The organism is Ruegeria sp. C12 (assembly GCF_056537745.1).
The window spans coordinates 490,690-514,187 of record NZ_JBQFSA010000001.1 but is presented as its reverse complement, the minus strand read 5'-3'; the positions used below and the strand labels follow the sequence as shown (position 1 = coordinate 514,187).

The window sequence follows — 23,498 nt, the reverse complement described above, 5'->3', positions numbered from 1 at the left end:
CGCACAAAAGAACAGAACCCTACTTTTTCTCTGCTCAGCGTCGAGGCTAGAGTTGCGGCATGAAACACAGCATTCTTCATAGCGTAGCCCATAACTTCACCGATTCACTGGCTGGTGGCCTTAGCTTCGTTGTGCCGGGCCACATGATCGGAATTTCGGTGTTTGCCGAGGCGGCTCGACATATAAACGGCTATTTCATCGCCAACTTCCTAACGGGCCGGGCTTGCGGTGAGTTGCTCGACGATGAGTTGGCAACCTTTCTTCCGCTGTTCAGAAACGCGTTCCCTGATTTTTGCGAGCAAAACCAAGTAAACTATTCTGACTACACCGCTTTTCTGGTGCGCTTTATATCTCAGTCAAGCGGAAATAAATATGTGATCACCATCGAAGATCGCAATGGACGTCGATCTTCAAGAGAGTATCTCGGCAATAGTGGCAAGCGCTCTGAAATAGTCGATCCGCTTGGAAGACGCAGACCCAAGAAGCTTCGAGTTCCTCTAGACTAGATCCAGCCCCATCGAGTTATTTTTGCGCTCGAATTCGCTCCAATCGATCCGAGTGCACTTGCCATCCCCTTCAATCCACGCCATCCCTCGCCCATGACCTACGACACGATCATCCTCGGGGCCGGTGCAGCCGGTATGATGTGCGCCGCCCACTGCGGCGGGCGCGTTTTGGTGATCGACCATGCAAAAGCCCCCGGCGAGAAAATCCGCATCTCGGGCGGCGGGCGCTGCAATTTCACCAACATGTATGCGGGACCGGCAAATTTCCTGTCCCAGAATCCGCATTTCTGCAAATCCGCCCTGGCGCGCTATACGCAATGGGATTTCGTCGATCTGGTCGGGCGCCACAATATCGCGTGGCACGAGAAAACGCTGGGGCAGCTATTCTGCGACGGTTCCTCGAAACAGATCATCCAGATGCTGCTGACCGAGATGGAGCGCGCCGGGGCCGAGCTGTGGGTGCGAACTGAACTCAGGGACCTGCGCAAGACCGAGGCCGGGTTTGAACTTGAGGTCGACCGCGAAGGTCAGCGCCTCAGCCTGACTTGCAGCAACCTCGTGCTGGCCACCGGCGGCAAGTCGATCCCAAAGATGGGGGCGACTGGTCTGGCATATGACATCGCGCAGCAATTCGGGCTGCGAATCACCGAAACACGTGCCGCTTTGGTCCCGTTCACCTTCTCGGACGGGAAATTCAAAGACCTCTCGGGCGTCTCGCTGCCAGCGCGGCTGTCAAACGACCGTACTAGCTTTGACGAGGCGCTGCTGTTCACCCATCGCGGGCTCAGCGGTCCGTCGGTGCTGCAACTGTCGTCCTATTGGCGCGAGGGCGAGGCGATCCGCGTCAACCTGATCCCCGATCTGCCTCTGTTCGACCTGCTGCGCGATCAACGCCAAAGCGGCGGGCGCAAGGCACTGACCACAGAATTGGCCCGCCACCTGCCCGCGCGGCTGGTGGACTACCTCAGCCAGCATATCCCGATGCAGGGCAATCTGGCCGACCAGTCCGACGCGGCGCTCAAAGACCTGATCGCCGCCCTGTCCGATTGGCATCTGACCCCTTCGGGCACTGAAGGCTATCGCACCGCCGAGGTCACTCTGGGCGGGATCGACACAGACGACCTGTCGTCAAAAACGATGGAGGCCAGGGAGATCCCCGGCCTCTATGCGATTGGTGAAGCGGTGGATGTCACCGGCTGGCTGGGCGGATACAACTTTCAATGGGCGTGGTCCTCGGGGCATGCCGCCGGAACCGCCATTGCAAGCCGTCAGCATCCTTAGCCGACGACGTTATACCCGCGCCCGCGCATGCAGTTGCGCACGATGACTTCCTGGTTCTGGTTGTTCTGCAACGCGCTTGCGCCCGCGCCCAGCAACGCCCCTGCGACAGCCGTACGGCCAAGGTCGCTGGCGCTGTCATCAATGATCGCCTTCGCACCCGCCGCACCCGCTGCACCAATTGCCGCCGCACCTGCCGTTCGGCCATCAACAGTTGGCTGCGTCCGGGCCAGAGCCTGACACTGCGCCAGATCCGCATTGTAATTCGGGCCAATATTGCCGTCGATGATTGGCGTATAATTGGCACCCGAGCTTGCACAGGCCCCAATCAGCAGCACCGCTGGCAAGGCCATCAATTTCTTTCGGTTGGACATATCCGTAACCTCGTTTTCTAACGTCCCGCCAAGGCAAGACCAAATCCGGTGGGGCGTCAAGCCGATAGCGACCCAGAGCAGATGAACCGGCGGTCGATTGCAACCGCGTTATTCAGCCAGTCTTTGCCGCACATTGTCGGCAAAATCCTCACCGCGTTGTTCGAAGTTATCATATTGGTCGAAACTTGCAGCAGCGGGCGCAAGTAACACGGTGTCGCCCGTTTCGGCATCCGCCATCGCCTGCTCGACCGCTGCGGCCATGGTTGTGCACACCTGCGCGTCCACGTTCAGTTGCATGGCGAAACCTGCCGCCTCGCGCCCGATGACATAAGCCTTCAGCACATCGCTTGCAGCATCGTTCAGCGCGTCCAGCCCGCCCTCTTTCTTCAACCCGCCGCAGATCCAGCGAATCCGCTTGAACGCGCCCAGCGCCTTCACCGCGCTGTCAACATTGGTGGCCTTGGAATCGTTCACATAAGTCACGCCCCCGGCTTCGGCGATGATCTGGCTGCGATGGGGCAGGCCCGGATAGCTGTGCAGAGCGTCCTCGATCACCCGAGGCGCCAACCCCAGCGAACGGCAGGCCGCATAGGCCGCGCAGGCGTTCTGGTGGTTATGGGTCCCCGGCAGGCCCTTGATCGCCCGCAGATCGATCGAACCCGCCTGCCGCCCCTTGCGGTATTCCGACAAGAACCCCTTGCGGGCAAAGACCTGCCAGCCCGGACCGGTCAGCTTGCGCTCGACTGATATGCGGATCACCCGATCATCTGCTGGCCCCTCGGCCATCTGCCCAGCCAGAAACGCGCCCTCGGCCTCATCCACGCCAATGACTGCGCGATCCGGCCCGCCTTCGGCAAACAACCGTCTTTTGGCAGCAAAATAGCCCCCCATACCACCGTGACGGTCCAGATGATCCGGCGAAAGGTTAGTAAATACTGCCACATCCGGCGTCAGAGAGCGGGCGAGTTCCGTCTGATAGCTGCTAAGCTCCAGCACCACGACCGAGCCATCGCCCCCCGGATCAATATCCAGCACCCCGCGCCCGATATTTCCGGCCAATTGCGCATCGCGCCCAGCCTCGGTCAGAATGTGATGGATCAGCGCCGCCGTGGTCGATTTTCCGTTCGACCCGGTCACCGCGATTACGCGCGGCGGGGTGTCATAATTGTTCCATTCCGGCCCGGCAAAGGAACGGAAGAACAGCCCGATATCATTATCGACCGGAACGCCCGCGTCCAAAGCCGCCGCGACAACCGGATTGGGCGTCGGATACAAATGCGGAATGCCCGGAGACACGATCAACGCCGCAATCTGATCAAACGCCCCGTTCCGAAGCAGATCGGTGCAAACGAACCCCTCAGCCTCAGCCGTATCCCGCGCATCCGGATTGTCATCCCAGCACACCGGCTGAGCCCCACCCGCCCGTAGTGCCCGTGCGGTGGCCAGCCCAGACCGCCCCAGCCCCAGAACCGCAACTTTCTGTCCTGAAAACCCTTTGACCGGGATCATGTCCTTTGCCCTTCGTCTAGCTTTGCCTCAAACCAATCCACGCGTTCAGCAATCGGTGCTTTCGGAACAAGCAGAGTTTGAAACCCGAGTTTCGGTAAGCGGTCGCACAAAGCCTCATACTCCGCAAGTGCGTCGGACAAATCGTGCCTTCGTTGTTCATCTTTTTCATAGATTTCAGGCCACGGTGGGAACAGAAATACGCGGCGATCATAGCCGAGGTGCAATATCCTGTTCCGTAAAGCGCTTTCCAGAGCGGCACCGGTTCGGTCGAACCAGATTAAAGCGTCCAGTGCTGAACGGTCGAACAAGACCAACCCATCCGGAGCCCCGGCCATATCATCGAAAGCGGTTTGGATCACCTTTCGACAAAAGGCTTCCGGGTTGGCCCATGGCACGGCACCCCCGCTTTCCCTTTGCTCGTTCATCACAACGCGGCGACCCGGTTCCTCAACCGTCGCATAGCCGCGCCGGGCCATTTCGTTAAGAAGTGTGGACTTACCACCGCCCGAACACCCGGACAGTACAATCCGGCGATCGCTCACCGAACCTTCAACGTCGCCAACCCGATCATCGCCAGGATCAGCGAGATGATCCAGAAGCGGATCACAATGGTTGGCTCGGCCCAGCCCTTTTTTTCATAATGGTGATGGATCGGGGCCATCAGGAAGACGCGTTTGCCGGTGCGTTTGAAATAGAGGACCTGAATGATCACGCTCAGCGCTTCGACCACGAACAAACCGCCGACGACGGCCAGAACCAGCTCGTGTTTCGTAGCGACAGCTATGGCGCCCAGCGCACCGCCCAGCGCCAGTGATCCGGTGTCGCCCATGAACACGGCCGCAGGCGGCGCGTTGTACCACAGGAAGCCAAGCCCCGCGCCGAACAGGGCCGAGGTGAAGATGAAGATCTCACCGGTGCCGGGCACGTAGTGCACGTCCAGATACTCGGTAAAGTCTACCCGGCCCACGGCGTAGGCGATGATCCCCAGGGTCGAGGCCGCGATCATCGCGGGCATGATGGCCAGACCGTCCAGACCATCGGTCAGGTTCACCGCATTTGCGGCCCCCACGATAACGACAATAGCGAACGGGATATAGAAGATGCCCAGATTGACCAGAGTGTCCTTGAACACCGGCACGGCCAGTTGGTTTTGCAGTATTTCAGGATGATGCAGAGTGGCCCAGAGCGAGGCCAGAACGGCGATGATAACGCCCAGCGCAAGCCGCATCCGGCCCGAAACACCCTTAGTATTCTGCTTTGAAACCTTCGCGTAATCGTCCGCGAAGCCGATGGCCGCATAGGCCAGAGTCACGAACAGCACCATCCAGACATAGGGATTGTCCCACCGCGCCCAGACAAGCGTCGATGTCACCAGCGCGCCGACGATCAGCAACCCGCCCATGGTAGGCGTTCCAGCCTTGGAAAAATGCCCCTCTGGCCCGTCATCGCGGATCGGCTGGCCTTTGCCCTGCTTCCTGCGCAGCACGTTGATCAGCGGCTTGCCGAAGATGAAGCCAAAGATCAGCGCGGTCATGAAGGCGCCGCCTGCGCGGAAGGTAATGTAGCGGAAGAGGTTCCAGAAATCCCCTCCGTCCGACAAGGCGGTCAACCAATACAGCATTACAAAACCCTTCTCACACGAGGCTCATGGGTGCGTTCACCCGTTAAGCGCGCCCCCTTGCCCCATTTTGCGCAGACCGTCAACAATCCGCGCCAGAGCCATGCTCAGCGAGCCCTTGGCCAGCACAGTATCGCCGGTTTTGATCAGTTCAGGCAGGTGCACGGCCATCTCGGCGCTGGTTTCAAACCACAGCCCGCGCTTGTTGGCTGGCAGGGCCTGATGCAGAGCCTGCATTAGCGGACCGATGCAATGCACTTGGTCCACACGCGCCATCGCATCGACCTGGGCCATGGCTGCGTGCATGGCCTGTTCCTGCGGCCCCAGTTCTTTCATGTCACCCAGAAAGGCGATGCGGCGCGCGCCTTGCGATGCAGCAAGCACATCCAAGGCGGCCTCCATCGAGGTCGGGTTGGCGTTGTAACTGTCGTCCAGCAGTTCAATCTGTCCGCCAGCGGCCAGCGGCAAGGTCTCGCGCACGCCGCGCCCCTTGACCGGCGACCATTGCCGCAGACCGGCGATGGCCTGATCCAGATCAACGCCCAGTTCGACACAAGCGGCCAAAGCGCCCAATGCGTTCATCGCAAAATGCGTACCGGCGGATTGGACGTCGAAGGTGAACTGCGTGTCACCAACCGCGGCTTGGGCCTGAACCGAATCCGGCCCGGCAGTCACATCCGTCAGTTTGTAATCTGCAGCCTTGCGGCCAAATTCAACGATCCCTGCACCGTGATCTTGCGCCGTGTGACGCAGAATTTCGGCGTGTTCTATATCGGCGTTCACGATGGCTGCGCCGCCGGGTTCCAGCCCCTCGAAAATAGCCGCCTTTTCGTGGGCGATCCCTGCAACCGACTCAAACGCCTCAAGATGAACCGCAGCCACGGTTGTCACCAGCGCCACATGCGGGCGGGCCTGGCGGGCCAGCGGAGCAATCTCGCCGGGGTGGTTCATGCCGATCTCGATCACCGCAAACTCGGTGTCCTGCGGCATCCGTGCCAGTGTCAGCGGCACGCCCCAATGATTGTTGTAGCTGGCGACGCTGGCATGGGTTTTGCCCTGAGTTTCAAGAATGGTTGCCAGCATTTCCTTGGTCGAAGTTTTGCCGACGCTACCTGTTACCCCGACCACGCGCGCATCTGTCCGCGCGCGCGCGGCCTGCCCGAGCGCCTCGAGCCCGGCTTGCACATCTTTGACGATCAACAGCGGCGCATCCTCGGTCACACCCTCGGGGATATGGGAAACCAGCGCCGCCCCTGCGCCCTTCTCAAGCGCCTGAGCCACGAAATCATGCCCGTCACGTGCAGCCTTCAGCGCAACAAACAGATCGCCCGGCTGCAACGTTCTGGTGTCAATCGACACGCCATTTGCCTGCCAATCCGTGGTTGCCCGCCCGCCGGTGGCCTCGGCAGCCTCTGCCGCTGTCCAGAGTGTCATGCGACCCTCCCGTCGAGAGCGGCCACGGAAATGCTCGCCTGCTCGACATCGTCGAAGGGCAGAACCTGATCGCCGACGATCTGGCCGGTTTCATGCCCCTTGCCGGCGATCAGCAACGCGTCGCCCGGCTGCAAGGCGTCGATACCGCGAAGGATGGCCTCGGCCCGGTCGCCTACCTCGGTCGCACCCGGTGCGCCGTCCATGACAGCGGCGCGGATGGTGGCCGGATCTTCGCTACGCGGGTTGTCATCGGTGACGAATACGGTATCCGCATGGTTCGTTGCTGCCTTGCCCATCAGCGGACGTTTGGTGGCATCGCGATCTCCACCTGCGCCAACAATGGCGATCAGACGGCCCATCACGTGCGGGCGTAGCGCCTTTAACGCCGTGGCAACGGCGTCAGGCGTATGGGCATAGTCCACAAACACCGCCGCGCCGTTGTCACGGGTGGCCGCCAGTTGCATGCGCCCCCGAACCGTTGTCAGGTGCGGCAGGGTTTCGAACACCCGCTCGGGCTCATCCCCGGCGGCGATGACCAATCCACAGGCGAGCAGGATGTTTTCGGCCTGAAACCCTCCGATCAGGTTCAGGCGGGTCTGGAAGGTCTTGCCTTGCCAGGAAAACCGCAAATCCTGCCCGGTCGAGTCAAAGCGTTGGTTCATTAGGCAAAGATCGGCCTCGCCCAATCCGACTGTCAGCACCGACTGCCCCCGCGCCTCGGCAATCTTGCGCACGCGGGCTCCCTTTGGGTCGCTGAGGTTGATCACTGCGGTCCCATCATGAGGCAGAACCCGGTCAAACAGCCCCATCTTGGCTGCAAAATAGGCCTCGAATGTTTCGTGGTAGTCCAGATGATCCTGCGTGAAGTTCGAAAATCCGGCGGCGGTTAGCTGTACGCCATCCAGCCTGCGCTGCTCTAGCCCATGCGAAGACGCCTCCATCGCCGCGTGGGTCACGCCATTCTCGGCGGCCTCGGACAAACAGCGATGCAGGGTGATCGGTTCGGGCGTGGTGTGGGCCAGCGGAGCAGTCCAAGCGCCCTCGACACCGGTGGTGCCCAGATTGACGGCGGCATGGCCAAGCTCGGTCCAGATCTGGCGCACAAAGCTGGCAACCGAAGTTTTACCGTTGGTGCCGGTGACCGCCACGATGGTTTGCGGCTGCTGTCCAAACCACAGCGCCGCTGATCCGGCCAGCGCCTGACGCGGGTCTTCGACCACGATCAGGGCGGCGTCGGAAGCGGCCAGTTCGGCTGTCGCGATCCGTGCGCCTTCGGCGTCGGTCAGAACGGCAGCGGCCCCCATGCGCAGGGCAAATTGGATGAACTCGCCGCCGTGGACACGGGTGCCGGGAAGGGCCGCAAACAAGTAGCCGTCTTTGACCTCGCGGCTGTCAACGGCCAGCCCGGTGATATCCGGATTTGCGCCACCGCGTGCGGTCAGGGCCAGTTGGCTGAGTTTCTTTGTCGTTGCGCCCATGACCCACCTGTTCTCTGGCACCCTAATTCGAGGTCAGGGTTATAGCAGCGCCCGCCTCAGGCTCAAGCCGAGGACGCAGGCCCAGCAAAGGGGCAACCCGCCCGATCAGCTCAGCCGCAACCGGGACAGCCGTCCAGCCTGCGGTGCGGCGCTTTTCGCCATAGGCCACGATTGACGGTTCATCCAGCGTGACGATCAGCACGTATTTCGGATCATAGGCCGGAAAGATGGTGGCAAAGGTCGCGATGACCTTGTCATCGTAATACCCGCCACGCGGCTTGGGTTTATCCGCCGTTCCCGTTTTGCCCGCAACGTCATAACCTTTGACATCGCCAAAGCTGGCGGTGCCGTCGGTCACCACTTTGCGCAGCATCTTCTGCGCCTGCGACGCGGCGCTGTCCGACAGAACGCGCGGACCGTATTGCGGGCCGTTTTTCTTCAGGATCGTCGGGCTGACATAGTGCCCGCCATTGGCAATCGCCGCATATCCCGCCGCCAGATGCATCGGGCTGGTCGACAGGCCATGGCCATAGGAAATGGTCACCGTGCTCAACTCACCCCATTTCTTGGGCTTCAGCGGCGCGCCCCCGGCGGCCTCGACAATCTCGAACGGTGTGGGTTCAAACATGCCCAGTGTTTGCAGAAACTCCTGCTGACGTTTGGAACCGATCTGCAAGGCCAACCGCCCGGTTCCCCGGTTCGAGCTATGGACGATCACATCCGCAACGCTGATCTTGCCGTAGTTCTTGCCGTTGAACTCACCAATCGGGAAGCGACCGATTTTCATCGGCCCCGAGGTGTCGATAATGGTCTCGGAGTTCACCAACCCAAGCTGCACGGCCTGCGCGGCAGTAAAGATCTTGAAGACCGAGCCCAGCTCATACACGCCCTGCACATAGCGGTTGAACAACGGGCTGTCCGACGGATCAAAGCCCGAGGTCGGAGGGCGCGGGCGATCGTTGGGATCAAAAGACGGCAGCGACGCGGCCGAGACCACCTCACCCGTATGCGCATTCATCAGAACGGCCGAAGCCCCCTTGGCGTTCATGATTTTCATGCCGCCATACAGCACCTGCTCGACTGCGGCCTGAATGGTCAGGTCCAGCGACAGTTGCAACGGTTTGTTGCCGTTGGCCGGATCGCGCAGATAATCGTCGAATTTCTTCTCGACACCAGCAACGCCGATCACTTCGGCAGCACTCACGCCCTCACGACCAAAACCGGAGCCACCCAGAATATGCGCGGCCAGCTTGCCATTCGGATACAGGCGCATTTCGCGCGGACCAAACAGGATGCCGGGATCACCGATGTCATGAACGGCCTGTTTCTGCTCGGGCGAGATGCGCTTTTTGATCCAAAGGAATTTGCGCTCGCCAGTGAAGTCCTTGACTAGACGCTCTTTATCCAGATCGGGGAAGATCGCCACCAACTGATCCGCCGCCGCAATCGGATCGATCATCAGGGGCGGTTGGGCGTAGACCGAATAAGTGTCCAGATTGGTCGCAAGAATCCGACCCTCACGATCCACAATATTGGCGCGCTGCATGGCAATCGCCGCCCCCGGCGCGCTGGCCAGCGGCTCTTGCGCCTCGGACGTCGCCAACATCCCCATCCGGAAGCCAACAACCGAGAAGGCACAGAAAAAGAACAGGCCCAGCACCAGCAGGCGACCCTCGGCCCTGGCACGGGCGCGGTCTTTCATCTGTTCATGACGCTGACGGATGTTTTCGCGTTCGATGACCTTCGGATTTTCCCCACGGGCACGGGCATCCAGAACACGGGCCAAAGGGCGGAGTGGTGTGCGGGTCATGGAATCTGCACCTCGCCCAATGCCTGCAAGTCAGTAATCGCCTGCAATTCAATCGGATCCACGATGGGCAGATCAGGGTCTTCGGCATATGCGATCTGATCGGCACGCCCAAACTGCTCGGCCCGCAGGGGCAGCAGACCCAGACGTTCGAAATTCAAATCCGCCAGTTCGCGCAACCGGTCGGGACGGTTCAGATAGGCCCATTCGGCGTTCAGAACCGCCAGACGCACCTGCGCCATGCCGATCTCACGCTGCAATTTCTGCGTTTCTTTCAACACTTGCTGGGTGCGGTAATTCTCTTGATACGCCCAAAGCGCCAATCCAAACACGGACAGAGCGGTCAACACATACAAAACACTCTTCATCTTGCCCTTCCCCCCAATTGCGGCATCCCGATTGCGCGGGCGTCAATTTCCCCCGCCGGAGCCTCGGTTCGCACCGCAACACGCAGTTTGGCCGACCGCGCGCGCGGATTTTCCTGCAATTCCTGATCATCCGGGCCCACGGCCTTGCGGGTTTTCAAAGTGAATTGCGGCAATTCCTGTTCCATTTCGGGCGCATAGCGGTTCGCCCGGCCTGTTTTGCCCGCGCGGGACTGAAAGAACCGTTTGACCATGCGGTCTTCGATGGAATGGAAGGTGACAACAGCCAGTTGCCCGCCCGGCTTCAACGCCCGTTCGGCGGCCATGAGGCCCTGAAACAGTTCTTCGTATTCCGCGTTCACCGCGATCCGCAGCCCCTGAAAGCTGCGCGTCGCTGGATGCGATTGCCCCGGCTTCGGGCGCGGCAAGCAGGATTCGATGATCTCTGTCAGACGCAGGGTTGTGGTTATCGGCTCCTCGGCCCGCGCTTTGACAATTGCCTTGGCAATCCGACGGCTGGCGCGTTCTTCACCGTAGTGAAACAGAATATCGGCCAGTTGCGCCTCGGTCGCTTCGTTCACCAGATCAGCGGCGCTTTCACCCTCCTGGCTCATGCGCATGTCCAGCGGCCCGTCCTTCATGAAGGAAAACCCACGCTCGGCCTGATCCAACTGCATGGACGACACCCCGAGGTCCAGCACAACGCCATCCAGACCTTCGGCATATTCGTCCATCCGGGAAAACACGCCGGGTTGCATCACCAGCCGGTCACCATATTCGGCTGCCCAACCCGCCGCCATCTCAAAGGCCAGCGGATCGCGGTCCACGCCGATGACCTTGTCAGCCCCAGCCCCCAACAAGCCACGCGTATACCCGCCCGCGCCGAAGGTTCCGTCCAACCACACGCCTGAAACCGGCGCCACCGCACCCAGCAACGGGCGCAACAGAACAGGGATATGAGGTTTATCGGAAGGGGTGTCAGCGCCGGACATGCCGTCACGCGTCCCCGATGCCATCGAGATAGACCATCGGGTCGAAATCGTCTGGCAGATCGTCCATCCACTCTTCGGCCTTGGCCAGTTCCTCGACCTCGTAGGTCTCAGGCTTCCAGATCTGGAAGGTGTCACCGGCAGCGATAAAGAACGCCTCATTTGCAAGGTCGATCTTGCTGCGCAGCTTTGCCGGCAGCACCAGCCGCCCGGTTTCGTCCACATTGGTCGGGAAGGATTGACCGTGGAACATGCGCTGCAACATCTTGCGCTCCATCGAGCCGCGCGGCAGCGCATCGATCTTGGCATCAACCTCGTCGATCGCCTGCATCGTATAGCATTCAAGATATTTGCGGCGGTGATCGCCATAGACAATCACAAGCTCAGGATTGTCACCGGGCTGCCAGTTGGGATCGGACGCTTCAAGCACACGGCGAAACGAGGCCGGGATCGAGACCCTGCCCTTCGTGTCCACCTTATGGTGGCTTTCACCTCTAAACCTGCGCGCCAAGACGACTGTCCCTTTCGCTTGCGCCCCACCTCAAATTCACGCCCCCCCCGGATGAAAAACGGCGGGTTGATCTGCTGCCACTGATCAACCCGCCGCATTGACCCGCTTTGCGGGATGTCCAGCTGCACGCGCCACCTGGGGGGATGTCTGCTCGCCCGCGCGCCGGATCTCTTGATAGATGAAAGCGAGATGCCTGTATGAAACCTGATTATTATTGGTTGGGGTCGTTTTGTGCCCCTGCTGCCTCGTCCTCATCGGATGAATAAGGGATGACATGGGAAATCATGGAAATCAACTGGAAAATTTGGTCAATGCGTTCGTCAAGCTGCGATGCGACCATCATATCACTATGATTCACAAGCGTATATACACTGCATATAGACAAGCCGGGCATCCATGTACCCATATGTTCCAATTTCTATAAGCGGAAGAGACTTCCCACGATTTCCCAACTTTTTTCAGAATTACCCCGGCTTTCCGGAAATATCGCCCAAAAACCGTGACACCAATCCCGAATCAATGACCTCAAAATCCACGGCAGTCTTGCTTGGACCATCAATCCACAGAACATCCCATGAATTCCCAAGTGGGGGCCGTCACAGTCCCAAACAGGCTGGCGCTGCTGAAATCTTGGGCTTTTACAACGCACAAATTTTCCAAGTTAGCGCTCAAACATATGGCGAATGCTTGCGGTAACTTTTTTCCGCTTCGCAAACCACAAGCAAAGGCGTGTCCAAAACCCATATTTATAAGGGGAATCTACAGGTGCCCGCTCAACATTCTGATATCTATGCATTTGCTGCATAGCAGCATTGACGTCGCCCGGTATTGTGCAATCGCAGCATTTGCCTATTTTCAGTCTCAAGCAAGCGCCGGACGACACCGGCACAGACACACGAGACCGAGTAAAGCACATGGCTGTTGCAGCAAATTCCACCGCGCTGAAGGGCGCACACACAAGCGGGCTGAGCGCGCTGATCGAAGCCGCCAAAATCCGCTTTGCCCGTCACCGCATGTACCGCCAGACGGTCAACGAACTGTCCGGCCTGTCCAACCGCGAGCTGGCCGATCTGGGCCTGCACCGCTCGATGATCCGCCGCGTTGCGATGCAGGCGGCTGACGATTACACCGCGCGCTAAGCGCACCGAAATACCCGAGATCAGACCCTTCCTCCTCCCTTTAGGGTCTGTAATCAGCGGCAGCGTCTCTCCTCCTCCCTGACGCTGCCGCACCTTATACCGGCCCTGAACGCCGGAAACTGATACATCGGGGCTCTCCTCCTCCCTGCCCTGATGTTGAAAGCGCGCGGCGACGTCCTTCTCCTCCCTGACGTCGCCGCGTCGTACCCATACCGGGCTCAAACCCGGGCGCTGATACATCAGGGCTCTCCTCCTCCCTGCTCTGATGTTGCAATGAGCGGCGGTTCCCCCTCCTCCTCCCTGGGAACCGCCGCTTTTCTTTTGCGCACAGCAAAAAGGGGCGCGAACGCCCCTGCTTCTTCTGTTCAAAAATACCTCGGAGCGCGAGGCAGAGCCTCGCAAAAAGATCAAAACGGCACGTCGTCCTTGGCAGACAGGAACCGGGAAACAACTTTCTTCGTCCCGGCCTTGTCAAACTCGACCTCGACCTTGTCGCCTTCGATGCCAACCACACCGCCATAGCCGAATTTCTGGTGAAAGACCCTTTCACCCAGGGTGAAACTGGCCACAGCCGTGGCATCGATCACCGTATTGCGGCTTTCGCGCGGTTGCGACATGCCATACTGGCCCTGCCGCGCCTGCATCCGCTTCCAACCGGGAGAGTTATAAACATTCGCCTCGGCCGCGCGGGTTTCGATCCCTGCCGTTGTCTGACCACCACCATACAGCCCCGGAGGCGTCAGCACCTCCACATGATCCTCGGGCAATTCGTCGATGAACCGCGACGGCATCATTGATTGCCAACCTTTGAAGTCACCAGAGAAGATCAACCTATTCGAAGCAAACGAAATTGTGCAGACTTCCTCCGCGCGGGTGATACCGACGTAAGCTAGGCGTCGTTCCTCCTCGAGCCCCTTCAATCCCGATTCGTCCATTGAGCGCTGGGAGGGAAACAACCCCTCTTCCCACCCCGGAAGAAAAACGGCCGGATACTCTGAGCCTTTGGCGGCATGAAGAGTCATTATAGATACCTTTGGCTCGTCGTTATCCTGCTCGTTTTCCATGACCAGACTGACATGCTCCAGAAACCCTTGCAGGTTTTCAAATTCGTCCAAGTGGTTGACCAGTTCCTTGAGGTTTTCCAATCGTCCGGCAGCTTCGTGATCGCGGGGTTTTCGCGCCGGTCGTGGATCCATTTTCAGTTCTTCATCGGAAAGAGCTTTTAGGTAGCTTTCCGTATAGCCACTTTCGTCAAGGATGATCTGAGCCAATTCAACATGTGAAAACTCAGGGGCGCTATATCGGACAGGTTCAGTAACGTCATCAATTACGGAATCATCGTCAACTTCGATCGTGGCACCCCGTGTCAGATCATTCCAGCGAGCAAGTCCATCGACTAATTCCCGCAAAGACGTGGCGCCTTTCCCTTTGATCAAACCTCTATCAACCGCGATGCGCGCGCTTTCGACCTGAGATTTGCCTTCCTCCCGGGCGATACGTTGGATGGTTTGTTGAGCCTTTTCCCCTAAACCACGCTTCGGCGTGTTTACGATTCGCTCGAAGGCCAGATCATTGTCAGGACTAACCACAACCCGGAAATAAGCAATGGCATCCCTGATTTCCATTCTACGGTAGAAGGGCACCCCACCGATGACTCTATAGGGCATACCGATTTTCAGGAACCGATCCTCAAGCACTTTCATTTGGTGAGTGGCTCGAACCATAATCGCGATTTCTTCAAGCTCAAAGGGTCGCATGCCGCGGGTGCCGCCTTGCATTGCGTCGATTTCGTCACAAATCCAGCGCGCTTCCTCTTCGGCGTCCCAGTGTCCGATCAGCCGAACTTTTTCGCCATCTTCGGCGTCAGTCCAAAGTTCCTTACCTAATCTAGTCTGGTTGCCCCGAATGACATTCGACGCAGCAGCCAGAATATGCGGGGTCGAGCGGTAGTTCTGCTCCAACCGCACCACGTAAGCGCCCGGAAAATCCTTCTCGAACCGCAGGATGTTGCCCACCTCGGCCCCGCGCCAGCCATAGATCGACTGGTCGTCGTCACCCACGCAGCAGATATTCTTGTGCCCCCCGGCCAGCAAACGCAGCCAGAGGTACTGGGCGACGTTGGTGTCCTGATACTCGTCCACAAGGATGTAGCGGAACCAGCGTTGGTATTGTTCCAGAACGTCCGGGTGAGTCTGGAAGATCGTGACCATGTGCAACAGCAGGTCGCCAAAATCCACCGCATTCAATTCGCGCAAGCGGGTCTGGTATTGCGCGTACAGCTCGATGCCCTTGTTGTTATAGGCTCCTGCATCCGCCGTGGGCACCTTGTCTGGCGTCAGGGCGCGATTTTTCCAATCATCGATAATTCCGGCCAGCATCCGCGCAGGCCAGCGTTTGTCGTCGATATTGGCGGCCTGCACCAACTGCTTGAGCAGGCGCAGTTGGTCGTCGCTGTCCAGAATGGTGAAGTTCGATTTCAGATCGACCAGTTCGGCATGCCGCCGCAGTAGCTTGACGCAGATGGCGTGGAAAGTGCCCAACCAGGGCATGCCCTCGGCTGGTTGCCCAAGAAGTCGCCCCACACGCTCTTTCATCTCGCGTGCGGCTTTGTTGGTGAAAGTTACTGCCAGAATCTCATTTGGACGCGCTTTCCCGGTGGTCAGCAAATGCGCAATCCGGGTCGTTAGGGCCTTGGTTTTCCCGGTCCCCGCGCCTGCCAGCATCAGGACGGGCCCGTCCAACCGCTCAACCGCTTCGCGCTGGGCCGGGTTCAGTTCATCCAGATACGGCGCTGGCCGCGCGGCCATGGCTCGTTGCGACAGCGATGCGCCCTCGAAGGCGTCCATTTCGTCAAAACTGCTCATGGCTTCAAACTACGCCGGATGCGTGCCAAGGGAAAGAGTTTGTTCACGGCTTGTTCACACGCGCTTTCAACTTTCTTAACACACACTGAACAGGCGGCGTAACGCGCGCTTCGAACGGCTCATTTGGATCGGCCAAGGCGCGTCGAAGGACCTGCAACGCCCAAACCCTTGCCGAATCGCCGTGCAGGTCGGATCAATCCGCATGGATTTGCACAGCATGTATCCCGGCATCCCGGATCTGAAACGCCGCGCCCGGCGCAGGTTGCCGCATTTTGTCTGGGAATATGTGGACAGTGGCACCGGAACGGAAACCACTCTGCACCGCAACCGGCAGGCGCTGGACGATGTGCGACTTTACCCTTCGATCCTGCATGGAGAGTTAACGTTCGACACACAGGTCGAGCTTTTGGGGCAGACCTGCGCCTTGCCTTTTGGAATCGCTCCGATCGGGATGTGCGGCCTGATCTGGCCGAATGCCGAGGCACTGCTGGCGCGCGCAGCCGCGCAGGCTGGCCTGCCGTTCACCCTGTCAACCGTTGCCAGCCAATCGCCCGAGGATATGGCGCCGCATCTGGGCCGGAACGCGTGGTTTCAACTCTACCCGCCCAAAGACCCCGAGATTCGCAGCGATGTGCTGGCCCGCGCACGTGCCGCCGGGTTCAAGACTCTGGTTCTGACCGCCGATGTGCCGGTTGCGTCGCGGCGCGAGCGTCAGACACGCTCGGGCCTGACGCAGCCGCCGCGTCTGACGCCGCGATTGCTGGCTCAGGTTGCGATGCGCCCGGCCTGGGCCATGGGCATGTGGCGGCACGGAACGCCCAGGATGCGGACCCTGGACAAGTATATCGATGGCCAGCAGACCCTGCCCCCAACCGCCCATATCGGGTATCTGCTGCGTACCTCGCCAGACATGGATTATGTCAAATGGCTGCGCGATCATTGGGACGGGCCGTTTATCGTGAAGGGCGTGTTGCGACCCGAAGATGCGGAACGGCTTGAGAAAACAGGTGTGGATGCGCTTTGGGTCTCGAACCACGGCGGACGCCAGTTTGACGCTGCACCGGCCAGCATCGACGTGCTGCCCGAGATTCGCGCCGCCTGCAGCCTGCCGCTGATTTTCGACAGCGGCGTCGAGGGCGGTTTGGACATACTGCGCGCCATGACCAAAGGTGCGGATTTTGTCATGCTGGGGCGGGCGTTTCTGTATGGGCTTGCGGCCCTTGGCGCGCAGGGTCCGACCCATGTGATCGACATTCTGCGGCAGGATTTGCTGGCCAATATGGGACAAATGGGCATCGCTTCGCTGGATGAGGTGCCGCAGGGTCAACTCTGCGATTGATGCTGCGCCGCAGCAACGCTAAAGAGAAACCGCCATAAGGCGGCGTTTGCGAGCGATAACATGCCGGTTCTACCCAGAACGACTGATATACGTACGCGTATTGTCCGCCTATTAAACGGCCACACCTAAATGACCGGGACCTAAAATGACCGACTTCAACAAGATCCTGATCGCCAACCGCGGCGAAATCGCTATCCGCGTCATGCGCGCAGCCAATGAGATGGGCAAACGCACCGTCGCCGTCTTTGCCGAAGAAGACAAGCTGGGCCTGCACCGTTTCAAGGCGGATGAGGCATATCGCATTGGCGAAGGCATGGGACCGGTCGCGGCCTATTTGTCGATTGACGAGATCATCCGGGTGGCCAAGGAATGCGGCGCGGATGCGATCCATCCGGGCTATGGCCTGCTGTCCGAAAATCCCAACTTTGTGGATGCCTGTGTTCAGAACGGCATCACCTTCATCGGACCAAAGGCCGAGACCATGCGCGCCCTGGGCGACAAGGCCAGCGCGCGGCGCGTGGCGATTGAGGCAGGTGTTCCGGTGATCCCCGCGACCGAGGTTCTGGGCGATGACATGGATGCGATCCGGGCTGAGGCCAAAGAGATCGGCTATCCGCTTATGCTGAAGGCCAGCTGGGGCGGCGGCGGGCGCGGCATGCGTCCCATCAACTCCGAGGATGAGCTGGAAGAAAAGGTGCTGGAAGGTCGGCGTGAGGCCGAGGCCGCATTCGGCAATGGCGAGGGCTATCTGGAAAAGATGATCACCCGCGCGCGTCATGTCGAGGTGCAGATTCTGGGCGACAAGCATGGTGAAATCTATCACCTCTATGAACGCGACTGCTCGGTCCAGCGTCGGAATCAGAAAGTCGTCGAACGCGCCCCTGCCCCTTACCTGTCCGAAGAACAGCGCGCGGAAATCTGCGAACTGGGCCGCAATATCTGTGCCCATGTGAACTATGAATGCGCAGGCACGGTCGAGTTTCTGATGGATATGGAAACCGGCAAGTTCTATTTCATCGAGGTGAACCCCCGCGTGCAGGTGGAACACACTGTCACCGAAGAGGTCACCGGTATCGACATCGTGCAGGCTCAGATTCTGATCGCCGAGGGTAAAACCCTGGCCGAGGCCACCGGTGCCGCCAGCCAAGCCGATGTGCGCCTGAACGGTCATGCGTTGCAGACCCGGATCACAACTGAGGACCCGCAGAACAACTTCATCCCCGATTATGGCCGCATTACTGCGTACCGCTCGGCCACCGGCATGGGCATCCGTCTGGATGGCGGCACGGCTTATGCAGGCGGGGTGATTACACGCTATTACGACTCGCTTCTGACCAAGGTCACCGCCAAGGCGCCGACGCCCGAGGCGGCGATTGCCCGGATGGACCGCGCCCTGCGCGAGTTCCGTATTCGCGGCGTCAGCACCAATATCGACTTTGTCATCAACCTGCTGAAGCACCCGACCTTCCTGTCGAATGAATACACCACCAAGTTCATCGACACGACGCCGGACCTGTTCCAGTTCAAGCGCCGCCGCGACCGGGGCACCAAGGTTCTGACCTATATTGCGGATATCACCGTGAACGGGCATCCCGAAACCAAGGACCGCCCGGAACCGCGCACTGATCTGAAAGAGGCCAAGGCCCCCGCCGCTAAGGCCGAACCGCAGATGGGCACCCGCAACCTGCTGGAACAGAAAGGCCCGCAGGCGGTTGCCGACTGGATGAAGGCGCAGCGGCAGTTGCTGATCACCGACACCACCATGCGGGACGGGCACCAGTCGCTGCTGGCGACCCGGATGCGCTCGATCGACATGATCAAGGTTGCCCCGACCTATGCGGCCAACCTGCCACAGCTGTTCAGCGTCGAATGCTGGGGCGGCGCGACCTTCGATGTGGCCTATCGCTTCCTGCAGGAATGCCCGTGGCAGCGCTTGCGCGATCTGCGCGAGGCGATGCCGAACCTGATGACCCAGATGCTGCTGCGCGGCGCAAACGGGGTTGGCTATACCAACTACCCCGACAACGTCGTGCAGGAATTTGTGCGTCAGGCAGCGCAGAACATCGACGTGTTCCGCGTGTTCGACTCGCTGAACTGGGTCGAGAATATGCGCGTTGCGATGGATGCGGTTGTTGAGAGCGGCAAGATCTGTGAAGGCACAGTTTGCTATACCGGCGACATACTGGACCCGGACCGCGCAAAGTATGACCTGAAATACTATGTCGGCATGGCGAAAGAGCTGCGCGATGCTGGGGCGCATGTGCTGGGCCTCAAGGATATGGCGGGCCTGCTGAAACCGGCCTCGGCCAAGATCCTGATCCGCGCGCTGAAGGAAGAGGTCGGCTTGCCGATCCACTTCCACACGCACGACACCGCCGGTATCGCCAGCGCAACCATTCTGGCGGCCTCCGAGGCGGGCGTGGATGCGGTGGATTGCGCGATGGACAGCTTCAGCGGCAACACCTCGCAGGCAACGCTAGGCACCGTGGTTGAAGCCCTGCGTCATACCGAGCGGGACACCGGGCTGGACATCAAGGCCATCCGTGAGATCAGCGACTATTTCGAAGCAGTCCGCGGCCAGTACGCGGCGTTCGAATCCAGTCTGCAGGCCCCGGCCTCTGAGGTTTACCTGCACGAGATGCCGGGCGGTCAGTTCACCAACCTCAAGGCGCAGGCCCGCAGCCTCGGCCTTGAAGAGCGCTGGCACGAGGTCGCTCAGACCTACGCCGATGTGAACCAGATGTTCGGCGATATCGTGAAGGTGACGCCTTCGTCCAAGGTGGTGGGCGACATGGCGCTGATGATGGTCAGCCAGAACATGACCCGGGAACAGGTCGAAGACCCGTCGACGGATGTGGCCTTCCCCGACTCGGTGGTGGACATGATGCGCGGCAATCTGGGCCAGCCTCCGGGCGGGTTCCCCGAGTCGATCATCAAGAAGGTGCTGAAGGACGAAACGCCCAATACCGAGCGCCCCGGCAAGGGGGTCGAAGCGGTCGATTTGGAAGCCACCCGTGCCGATCTGTCCAAACAGTTGGAAGGCATGGAGGTCGATGACGAGGACCTGAACGGATACCTGATGTATCCCAAGGTCTTTCTGGACTACATGGGCCGCCACCGGGTTTACGGCCCGGTCCGCACCCTGCCCACGCGCACCTTCTTCTACGGCATGGAGCCGGGCGAAGAGATCACGGCGGAAATCGATCCCGGCAAGACGCTGGAAATCCGTTGTCAGGCCATTGGCGACACCGACGAAAAGGGCGAGGTCAAAGTGTTCTTTGAACTCAACGGCCAGCCCCGCGTGATCCGGGTACCGAACCGCATGGTGACCTCGACCACACAGGCCCGTCCGAAGGCCGAAGCCGGCAATCCCAACCATGTCGGCGCGCCGATGCCGGGTGTCGTGGCAACCGTCGCTGTGACAGCCGGGCAAGAGGTCAAGGAAGGCGACATGCTGCTGACCATCGAAGCGATGAAGATGGAAACCGGCATCCACGCCGAACGCGACGCAGTTGTCAAAGCTGTCCATGTTCAGCCCGGCGGTCAGATTGACGCCAAGGACCTGTTGGTTGAGCTTGAGTAACTGACATTCAAGCAATCGACGAAAAAAGGCGCGCCACCGGCGCGCCTTTGTTTTTGCAAGGTACAACCGTCACGGGTCGGCTTTCCGGCCTTACCCCATTACCTCAGGGCTCAACTGCCCCCACAACTGCCGCTAATCGTCAGGTCACCTCGGGTCCAACAGGACTATCGTGGCAATTTCCGCACGCATTCGACCGACATGCCACATCTACACAAAACTGTGACTGGCTGAACTGAACCGACCGGTTTAGTCCCCTTGCCTGTAAAGCCGCCCGGACGACCCGGCGGTTGCATAACGGCCCGAGGAGAAACAGGACCAATGCTATCGATCACCCCGCTTTATGCGGCCCCCATCGCCATTCTGTATGTTGTGCTCAGCCTTCTCGTCGTCCGGTATCGCCGCTCGGGCCTGGTCTCGTTCGGGGATGGCGGGAAGGAAGAAGTGCTCAAGGCGATGCGCACGCAGGAGAACTGCCTGGAATACGCCCCCTTCACCCTGCTGTTGCTGGCGATGATCGAAATTCAGGGGGCCGAAGGCTGGCTGATCCACGCATTTGGCGCGGCCCTTCTGGTCGGACGCCTGATGCACGCCTATGGTTTCGGCCGCACGCCTCAGATTCAGCCGCTGCGGATGTACGGGATGATCCTGACCTATATCGCCCTTTTGGGTACGGCCATCACCAGCTTCGTTCTTGCCATCTGACGGGCCCCGGCGGCGCAAAAGAAAATTCGATTGCGCCGCATTTTCCACTTGCAGCCCCGCGTGGGAATTTATACATCCCTCCTCACTCAACGGCGCGGGCGTAGCTCAGGGGTAGAGCATAACCTTGCCAAGGTTAGGGTCGGGCGTTCGAATCGCCTCGCCCGCTCCATTGAGAGGTCTTTGGACCGACACATATGTATCTGATGCGGGCGTAGCTCAGGGGTAGAGCATAACCTTGCCAAGGTTAGGGTCGGGCGTTCGAATCGCCTCGCCCGCTCCAGATACCAAAAACCTTCAGAAAGCCTTGAATGTCATCGTGGTCAGTGACCGTTCGATGTTTGGGATGACCAGCAGGTTTTCATTGATGAAATGGCCCACGTCCTCGGTTTCCGGGATATAGAGCTTCAGCAGCAGGTCATATTCGCCGCTTGTCGAATAGAGTTCGGAATGGATTTCGCGCAGCGCGATTTCCTCGGCCACACTGTAGGTGGTGCCGGGTTTGCAGCGAATCTGGATGAAAACGCAAGTGGACATGGCGTCGGTCCTTCAATTGACTTGCGGGCAGGCTGGCACGGGGCCGGGCCGGGTGCAATCCCCTGCAACAGTTTGCGGCGAATGCCACACATGGTCTGGATCAACCCGCCCCACCCCGTCTATAAGCTCCCTCGAAGCAAAAGGAATTCGCCCATGCGCAGCGCATCGATCAGCCGCAAGACCGCTGAGACCGAGATTTCGGTTCAGGTCAATCTGGACGGCACCGGCCAGTATGACAATCAGACCGGCGTTGGCTTTTTCGATCACATGCTGGACCAGCTGGCGCGCCATTCGCTGATCGACATGACGATCCGGGCGCAGGGTGATTACCACATCGACGATCACCACACGGTCGAGGATACCGGCATCGCGCTGGGACAGGCGTTGACGCAGGCCCTTGGCGACAAGAAGGGCATCCGTCGCTATGGCGAGTGTCATTTGCCGATGGATGACGCGCAGGTCCGCTGTGCGCTGGACCTGTCGGGCCGTCCGTTCCTGATCTGGAACGTTGACCTGCCAACGCCCAAGATCGGCAATTTCGACACCGAACTGGTGCGCGAGTTCTTTCAGGCGCTGGCCACCCATGGCGGTGTCACACTGCATATAGATCAGTTACACGGGTTCAACAGCCACCACATCGCCGAGGCGGCGTTCAAGGCTGTCGCGCGCGCGTTGCGGCTGGCGGTTGAGACCGACCCGCGCAAGGCGGATGCGATTCCCTCGACCAAGGGTGCTTTGTAGGCGGTCGTAAGGGGCGCTGCCCCTCTTGGCCTGCGGCCAATTCACCCCGCCGTATTTGGAACAAGAAGAAGAACAGGTCCGTATCATGCTGACTGCGATCATTGATTATGAGTCGGGCAATCTGCACTCGGCCGAGAAGGCGTTTCAGCGCATGGCGCGTGAGGTGGACGCGGGTGAGGTTGTCGTGACATCGGACGCGGATGTCGTGGCGCGTGCGGATCGCCTGGTGTTGCCAGGCGATGGAGCGTTCCCGGCCTGCGCTGCCGAGTTGCGCGGGCACAAGGGCATCTATGACGCGATGGTCGAGGCGGTCGAACAAAAGGGCCGCCCGTTTCTGGGCATCTGCGTGGGAATGCAATTGATGGCCTCGAAGGGGCACGAATACACAGAAACCGACGGGCTGGGCTGGGTTGGCGGCGATGTTGTTCGAATCGAGCCGTCAGATCGCGCGTTGAAAGTGCCGCATATGGGCTGGAACGATTTGGTTCTGGAAAGCGCCCATCCGGTGTTCGATGGGGTGCGTTCAGGCGATCATGCCTATTTCGTTCACTCCTACCACTTCCGGGTCAGCGATCCGGCGCAGCGGCTGGCCCATGTGGACTATGGGCAAGAGGTCACGGCCGTGATCGGCCGCGACACAATGGTTGGGATGCAGTTCCATCCTGAGAAAAGTCAGGATGTGGGCCTGCGCATGATCGGGAATTTCCTGACCTGGACCCCCTGAGCA

20 protein-coding genes and 2 tRNA genes are annotated in these 23,498 nt (G+C 59.8%); 10 read left to right on the top strand and 12 right to left on the bottom strand.

Translation table 11 applies throughout. The features are described 5' to 3' along the window. The first annotated feature begins 59 nt into the window (after window positions 1-59). Together ACR0C9_RS02390 and ACR0C9_RS02385 are read left to right on the top strand one after the other, a co-directional pair. Entirely contained in the window at window positions 60-506 is a 447-nt protein-coding gene (locus ACR0C9_RS02390; RefSeq protein ID WP_170452097.1) for a hypothetical protein, read from the top strand. Window positions 507-599: 93 nt separating this feature from the next. Further along, the gene (locus ACR0C9_RS02385; protein ID WP_480780305.1) at window positions 600-1,787 is read left to right on the top strand and encodes a BaiN/RdsA family NAD(P)/FAD-dependent oxidoreductase; all 1,188 of its coding nucleotides are present in this window, start codon (window positions 600-602) and stop codon (window positions 1,785-1,787) included. On the opposite strand, the gene ACR0C9_RS02380 is transcribed toward ACR0C9_RS02385, so the two are convergent. From ACR0C9_RS02380 to mraZ, 10 genes are all read right to left on the bottom strand, one after another. Beyond that, window positions 1,784-2,158: a glycine zipper family protein gene (locus ACR0C9_RS02380; RefSeq protein WP_170452101.1), complete on the bottom strand. Its 375-nt coding sequence runs from the start codon at window positions 2,156-2,158 to the stop codon at window positions 1,784-1,786. The two genes, ACR0C9_RS02385 and ACR0C9_RS02380, sit on opposite strands and share 4 nt — an antisense overlap. A gap of 108 nt (window positions 2,159-2,266) precedes the next feature. Beyond that, window positions 2,267-3,667: a UDP-N-acetylmuramoyl-L-alanine--D-glutamate ligase gene (murD, locus tag ACR0C9_RS02375; RefSeq protein ID WP_480780304.1), complete on the bottom strand. Its 1,401-nt coding sequence runs from the start codon at window positions 3,665-3,667 to the stop codon at window positions 2,267-2,269. Then, window positions 3,664-4,209, bottom strand: coding sequence for an AAA family ATPase (locus ACR0C9_RS02370; RefSeq protein ID WP_170452105.1), 546 nt, complete (start codon window positions 4,207-4,209; stop codon window positions 3,664-3,666). The genes murD and ACR0C9_RS02370 overlap by 4 nt, the downstream gene beginning before the upstream one ends. Beyond that, window positions 4,206-5,288, bottom strand: coding sequence for a phospho-N-acetylmuramoyl-pentapeptide-transferase (gene mraY, locus ACR0C9_RS02365; protein ID WP_170622364.1), 1,083 nt, complete (start codon window positions 5,286-5,288; stop codon window positions 4,206-4,208). The genes ACR0C9_RS02370 and mraY overlap by 4 nt, the downstream gene beginning before the upstream one ends. Window positions 5,289-5,324: 36 nt before the next feature. Beyond that, complete coding sequence (locus tag ACR0C9_RS02360; protein ID WP_480780303.1) at window positions 5,325-6,719, bottom strand: UDP-N-acetylmuramoyl-tripeptide--D-alanyl-D-alanine ligase; 1,395 nt, start codon at window positions 6,717-6,719, stop codon at window positions 5,325-5,327. Further along, window positions 6,716-8,197, bottom strand: coding sequence for a UDP-N-acetylmuramoyl-L-alanyl-D-glutamate--2,6-diaminopimelate ligase (locus ACR0C9_RS02355; RefSeq protein ID WP_480582297.1), 1,482 nt, complete (start codon window positions 8,195-8,197; stop codon window positions 6,716-6,718). The genes ACR0C9_RS02360 and ACR0C9_RS02355 overlap by 4 nt, the downstream gene beginning before the upstream one ends. 22 nt (window positions 8,198-8,219) lie before the next feature. Beyond that, on the bottom strand, window positions 8,220-10,007 hold the full coding sequence (locus ACR0C9_RS02350; protein ID WP_480707806.1) for a peptidoglycan D,D-transpeptidase FtsI family protein: 1,788 nt from the start codon (window positions 10,005-10,007) through the stop codon (window positions 8,220-8,222). Next, window positions 10,004-10,372 carry a cell division protein FtsL gene (gene ftsL, locus ACR0C9_RS02345; protein WP_170633591.1) on the bottom strand — a complete coding sequence of 123 codons (369 nt, stop codon included), beginning with the start codon at window positions 10,370-10,372 and terminating at the stop codon, window positions 10,004-10,006. Before ftsL ends, ACR0C9_RS02350 begins: the two co-directional genes overlap by 4 nt. Then, on the bottom strand, window positions 10,369-11,361 hold the full coding sequence (gene rsmH / locus ACR0C9_RS02340; protein ID WP_480780529.1) for a 16S rRNA (cytosine(1402)-N(4))-methyltransferase RsmH: 993 nt from the start codon (window positions 11,359-11,361) through the stop codon (window positions 10,369-10,371). The genes ftsL and rsmH overlap by 4 nt, the downstream gene beginning before the upstream one ends. Before the next feature lie 4 nt (window positions 11,362-11,365). Then, complete coding sequence (mraZ, locus tag ACR0C9_RS02335) at window positions 11,366-11,833, bottom strand: division/cell wall cluster transcriptional repressor MraZ (RefSeq protein WP_480780302.1); 468 nt, start codon at window positions 11,831-11,833, stop codon at window positions 11,366-11,368. A 950-nt stretch (window positions 11,834-12,783) separates the two neighbouring features. On the opposite strand from mraZ, the gene ACR0C9_RS02330 reads away from it, so the two are divergent. After that, the gene (locus ACR0C9_RS02330; protein ID WP_170452119.1) at window positions 12,784-13,008 is read left to right on the top strand and encodes a DUF1127 domain-containing protein; all 225 of its coding nucleotides are present in this window, start codon (window positions 12,784-12,786) and stop codon (window positions 13,006-13,008) included. 407 nt (window positions 13,009-13,415) lie between these two features. On the opposite strand, the gene ACR0C9_RS02325 is transcribed toward ACR0C9_RS02330, so the two are convergent. Further along, window positions 13,416-15,872: an ATP-dependent helicase gene (locus tag ACR0C9_RS02325; RefSeq protein WP_480780301.1), complete on the bottom strand. Its 2,457-nt coding sequence runs from the start codon at window positions 15,870-15,872 to the stop codon at window positions 13,416-13,418. Window positions 15,873-16,074: 202 nt separating this feature from the next. Between ACR0C9_RS02325 and ACR0C9_RS02320 the strand changes: the two genes are divergently transcribed. From ACR0C9_RS02320 to ACR0C9_RS02300, 5 genes are all read left to right on the top strand, one after another. Beyond that, entirely contained in the window at window positions 16,075-17,211 is a 1,137-nt protein-coding gene (locus ACR0C9_RS02320; protein WP_480780300.1) for an alpha-hydroxy acid oxidase, read from the top strand. Window positions 17,212-17,356: 145 nt separating this feature from the next. After that, window positions 17,357-20,794 carry a pyruvate carboxylase gene (locus ACR0C9_RS02315; RefSeq protein ID WP_480780299.1) on the top strand — a complete coding sequence of 1,146 codons (3,438 nt, stop codon included), beginning with the start codon at window positions 17,357-17,359 and terminating at the stop codon, window positions 20,792-20,794. A gap of 318 nt (window positions 20,795-21,112) precedes the next feature. After that, window positions 21,113-21,496 carry an MAPEG family protein gene (locus ACR0C9_RS02310; RefSeq protein ID WP_170622355.1) on the top strand — a complete coding sequence of 128 codons (384 nt, stop codon included), beginning with the start codon at window positions 21,113-21,115 and terminating at the stop codon, window positions 21,494-21,496. Between the two features lie 94 nt (window positions 21,497-21,590). After that, window positions 21,591-21,665, top strand: a tRNA-Gly gene (locus ACR0C9_RS02305). Between the two features lie 36 nt (window positions 21,666-21,701). Next, a tRNA-Gly gene (locus ACR0C9_RS02300) sits at window positions 21,702-21,776 on the top strand. Window positions 21,777-21,790: 14 nt separating this feature from the next. Here ACR0C9_RS02300 and ACR0C9_RS02295 read toward each other — a convergent pair. Then, window positions 21,791-22,030, bottom strand: coding sequence for an Lrp/AsnC ligand binding domain-containing protein (locus tag ACR0C9_RS02295; RefSeq protein ID WP_170452129.1), 240 nt, complete (start codon window positions 22,028-22,030; stop codon window positions 21,791-21,793). A 153-nt stretch (window positions 22,031-22,183) separates the two neighbouring features. Here ACR0C9_RS02295 and hisB point away from each other — a divergent pair, with 153 nt between their 5' ends. Beyond that, the gene (gene hisB, locus ACR0C9_RS02290; protein ID WP_170452131.1) at window positions 22,184-22,771 is read left to right on the top strand and encodes an imidazoleglycerol-phosphate dehydratase HisB; all 588 of its coding nucleotides are present in this window, start codon (window positions 22,184-22,186) and stop codon (window positions 22,769-22,771) included. Window positions 22,772-22,856: 85 nt separating this feature from the next. After that, complete coding sequence (gene hisH, locus ACR0C9_RS02285) at window positions 22,857-23,495, top strand: imidazole glycerol phosphate synthase subunit HisH (RefSeq protein ID WP_170452133.1); 639 nt, start codon at window positions 22,857-22,859, stop codon at window positions 23,493-23,495. Window positions 23,496-23,498 lie beyond the last annotated feature (3 nt).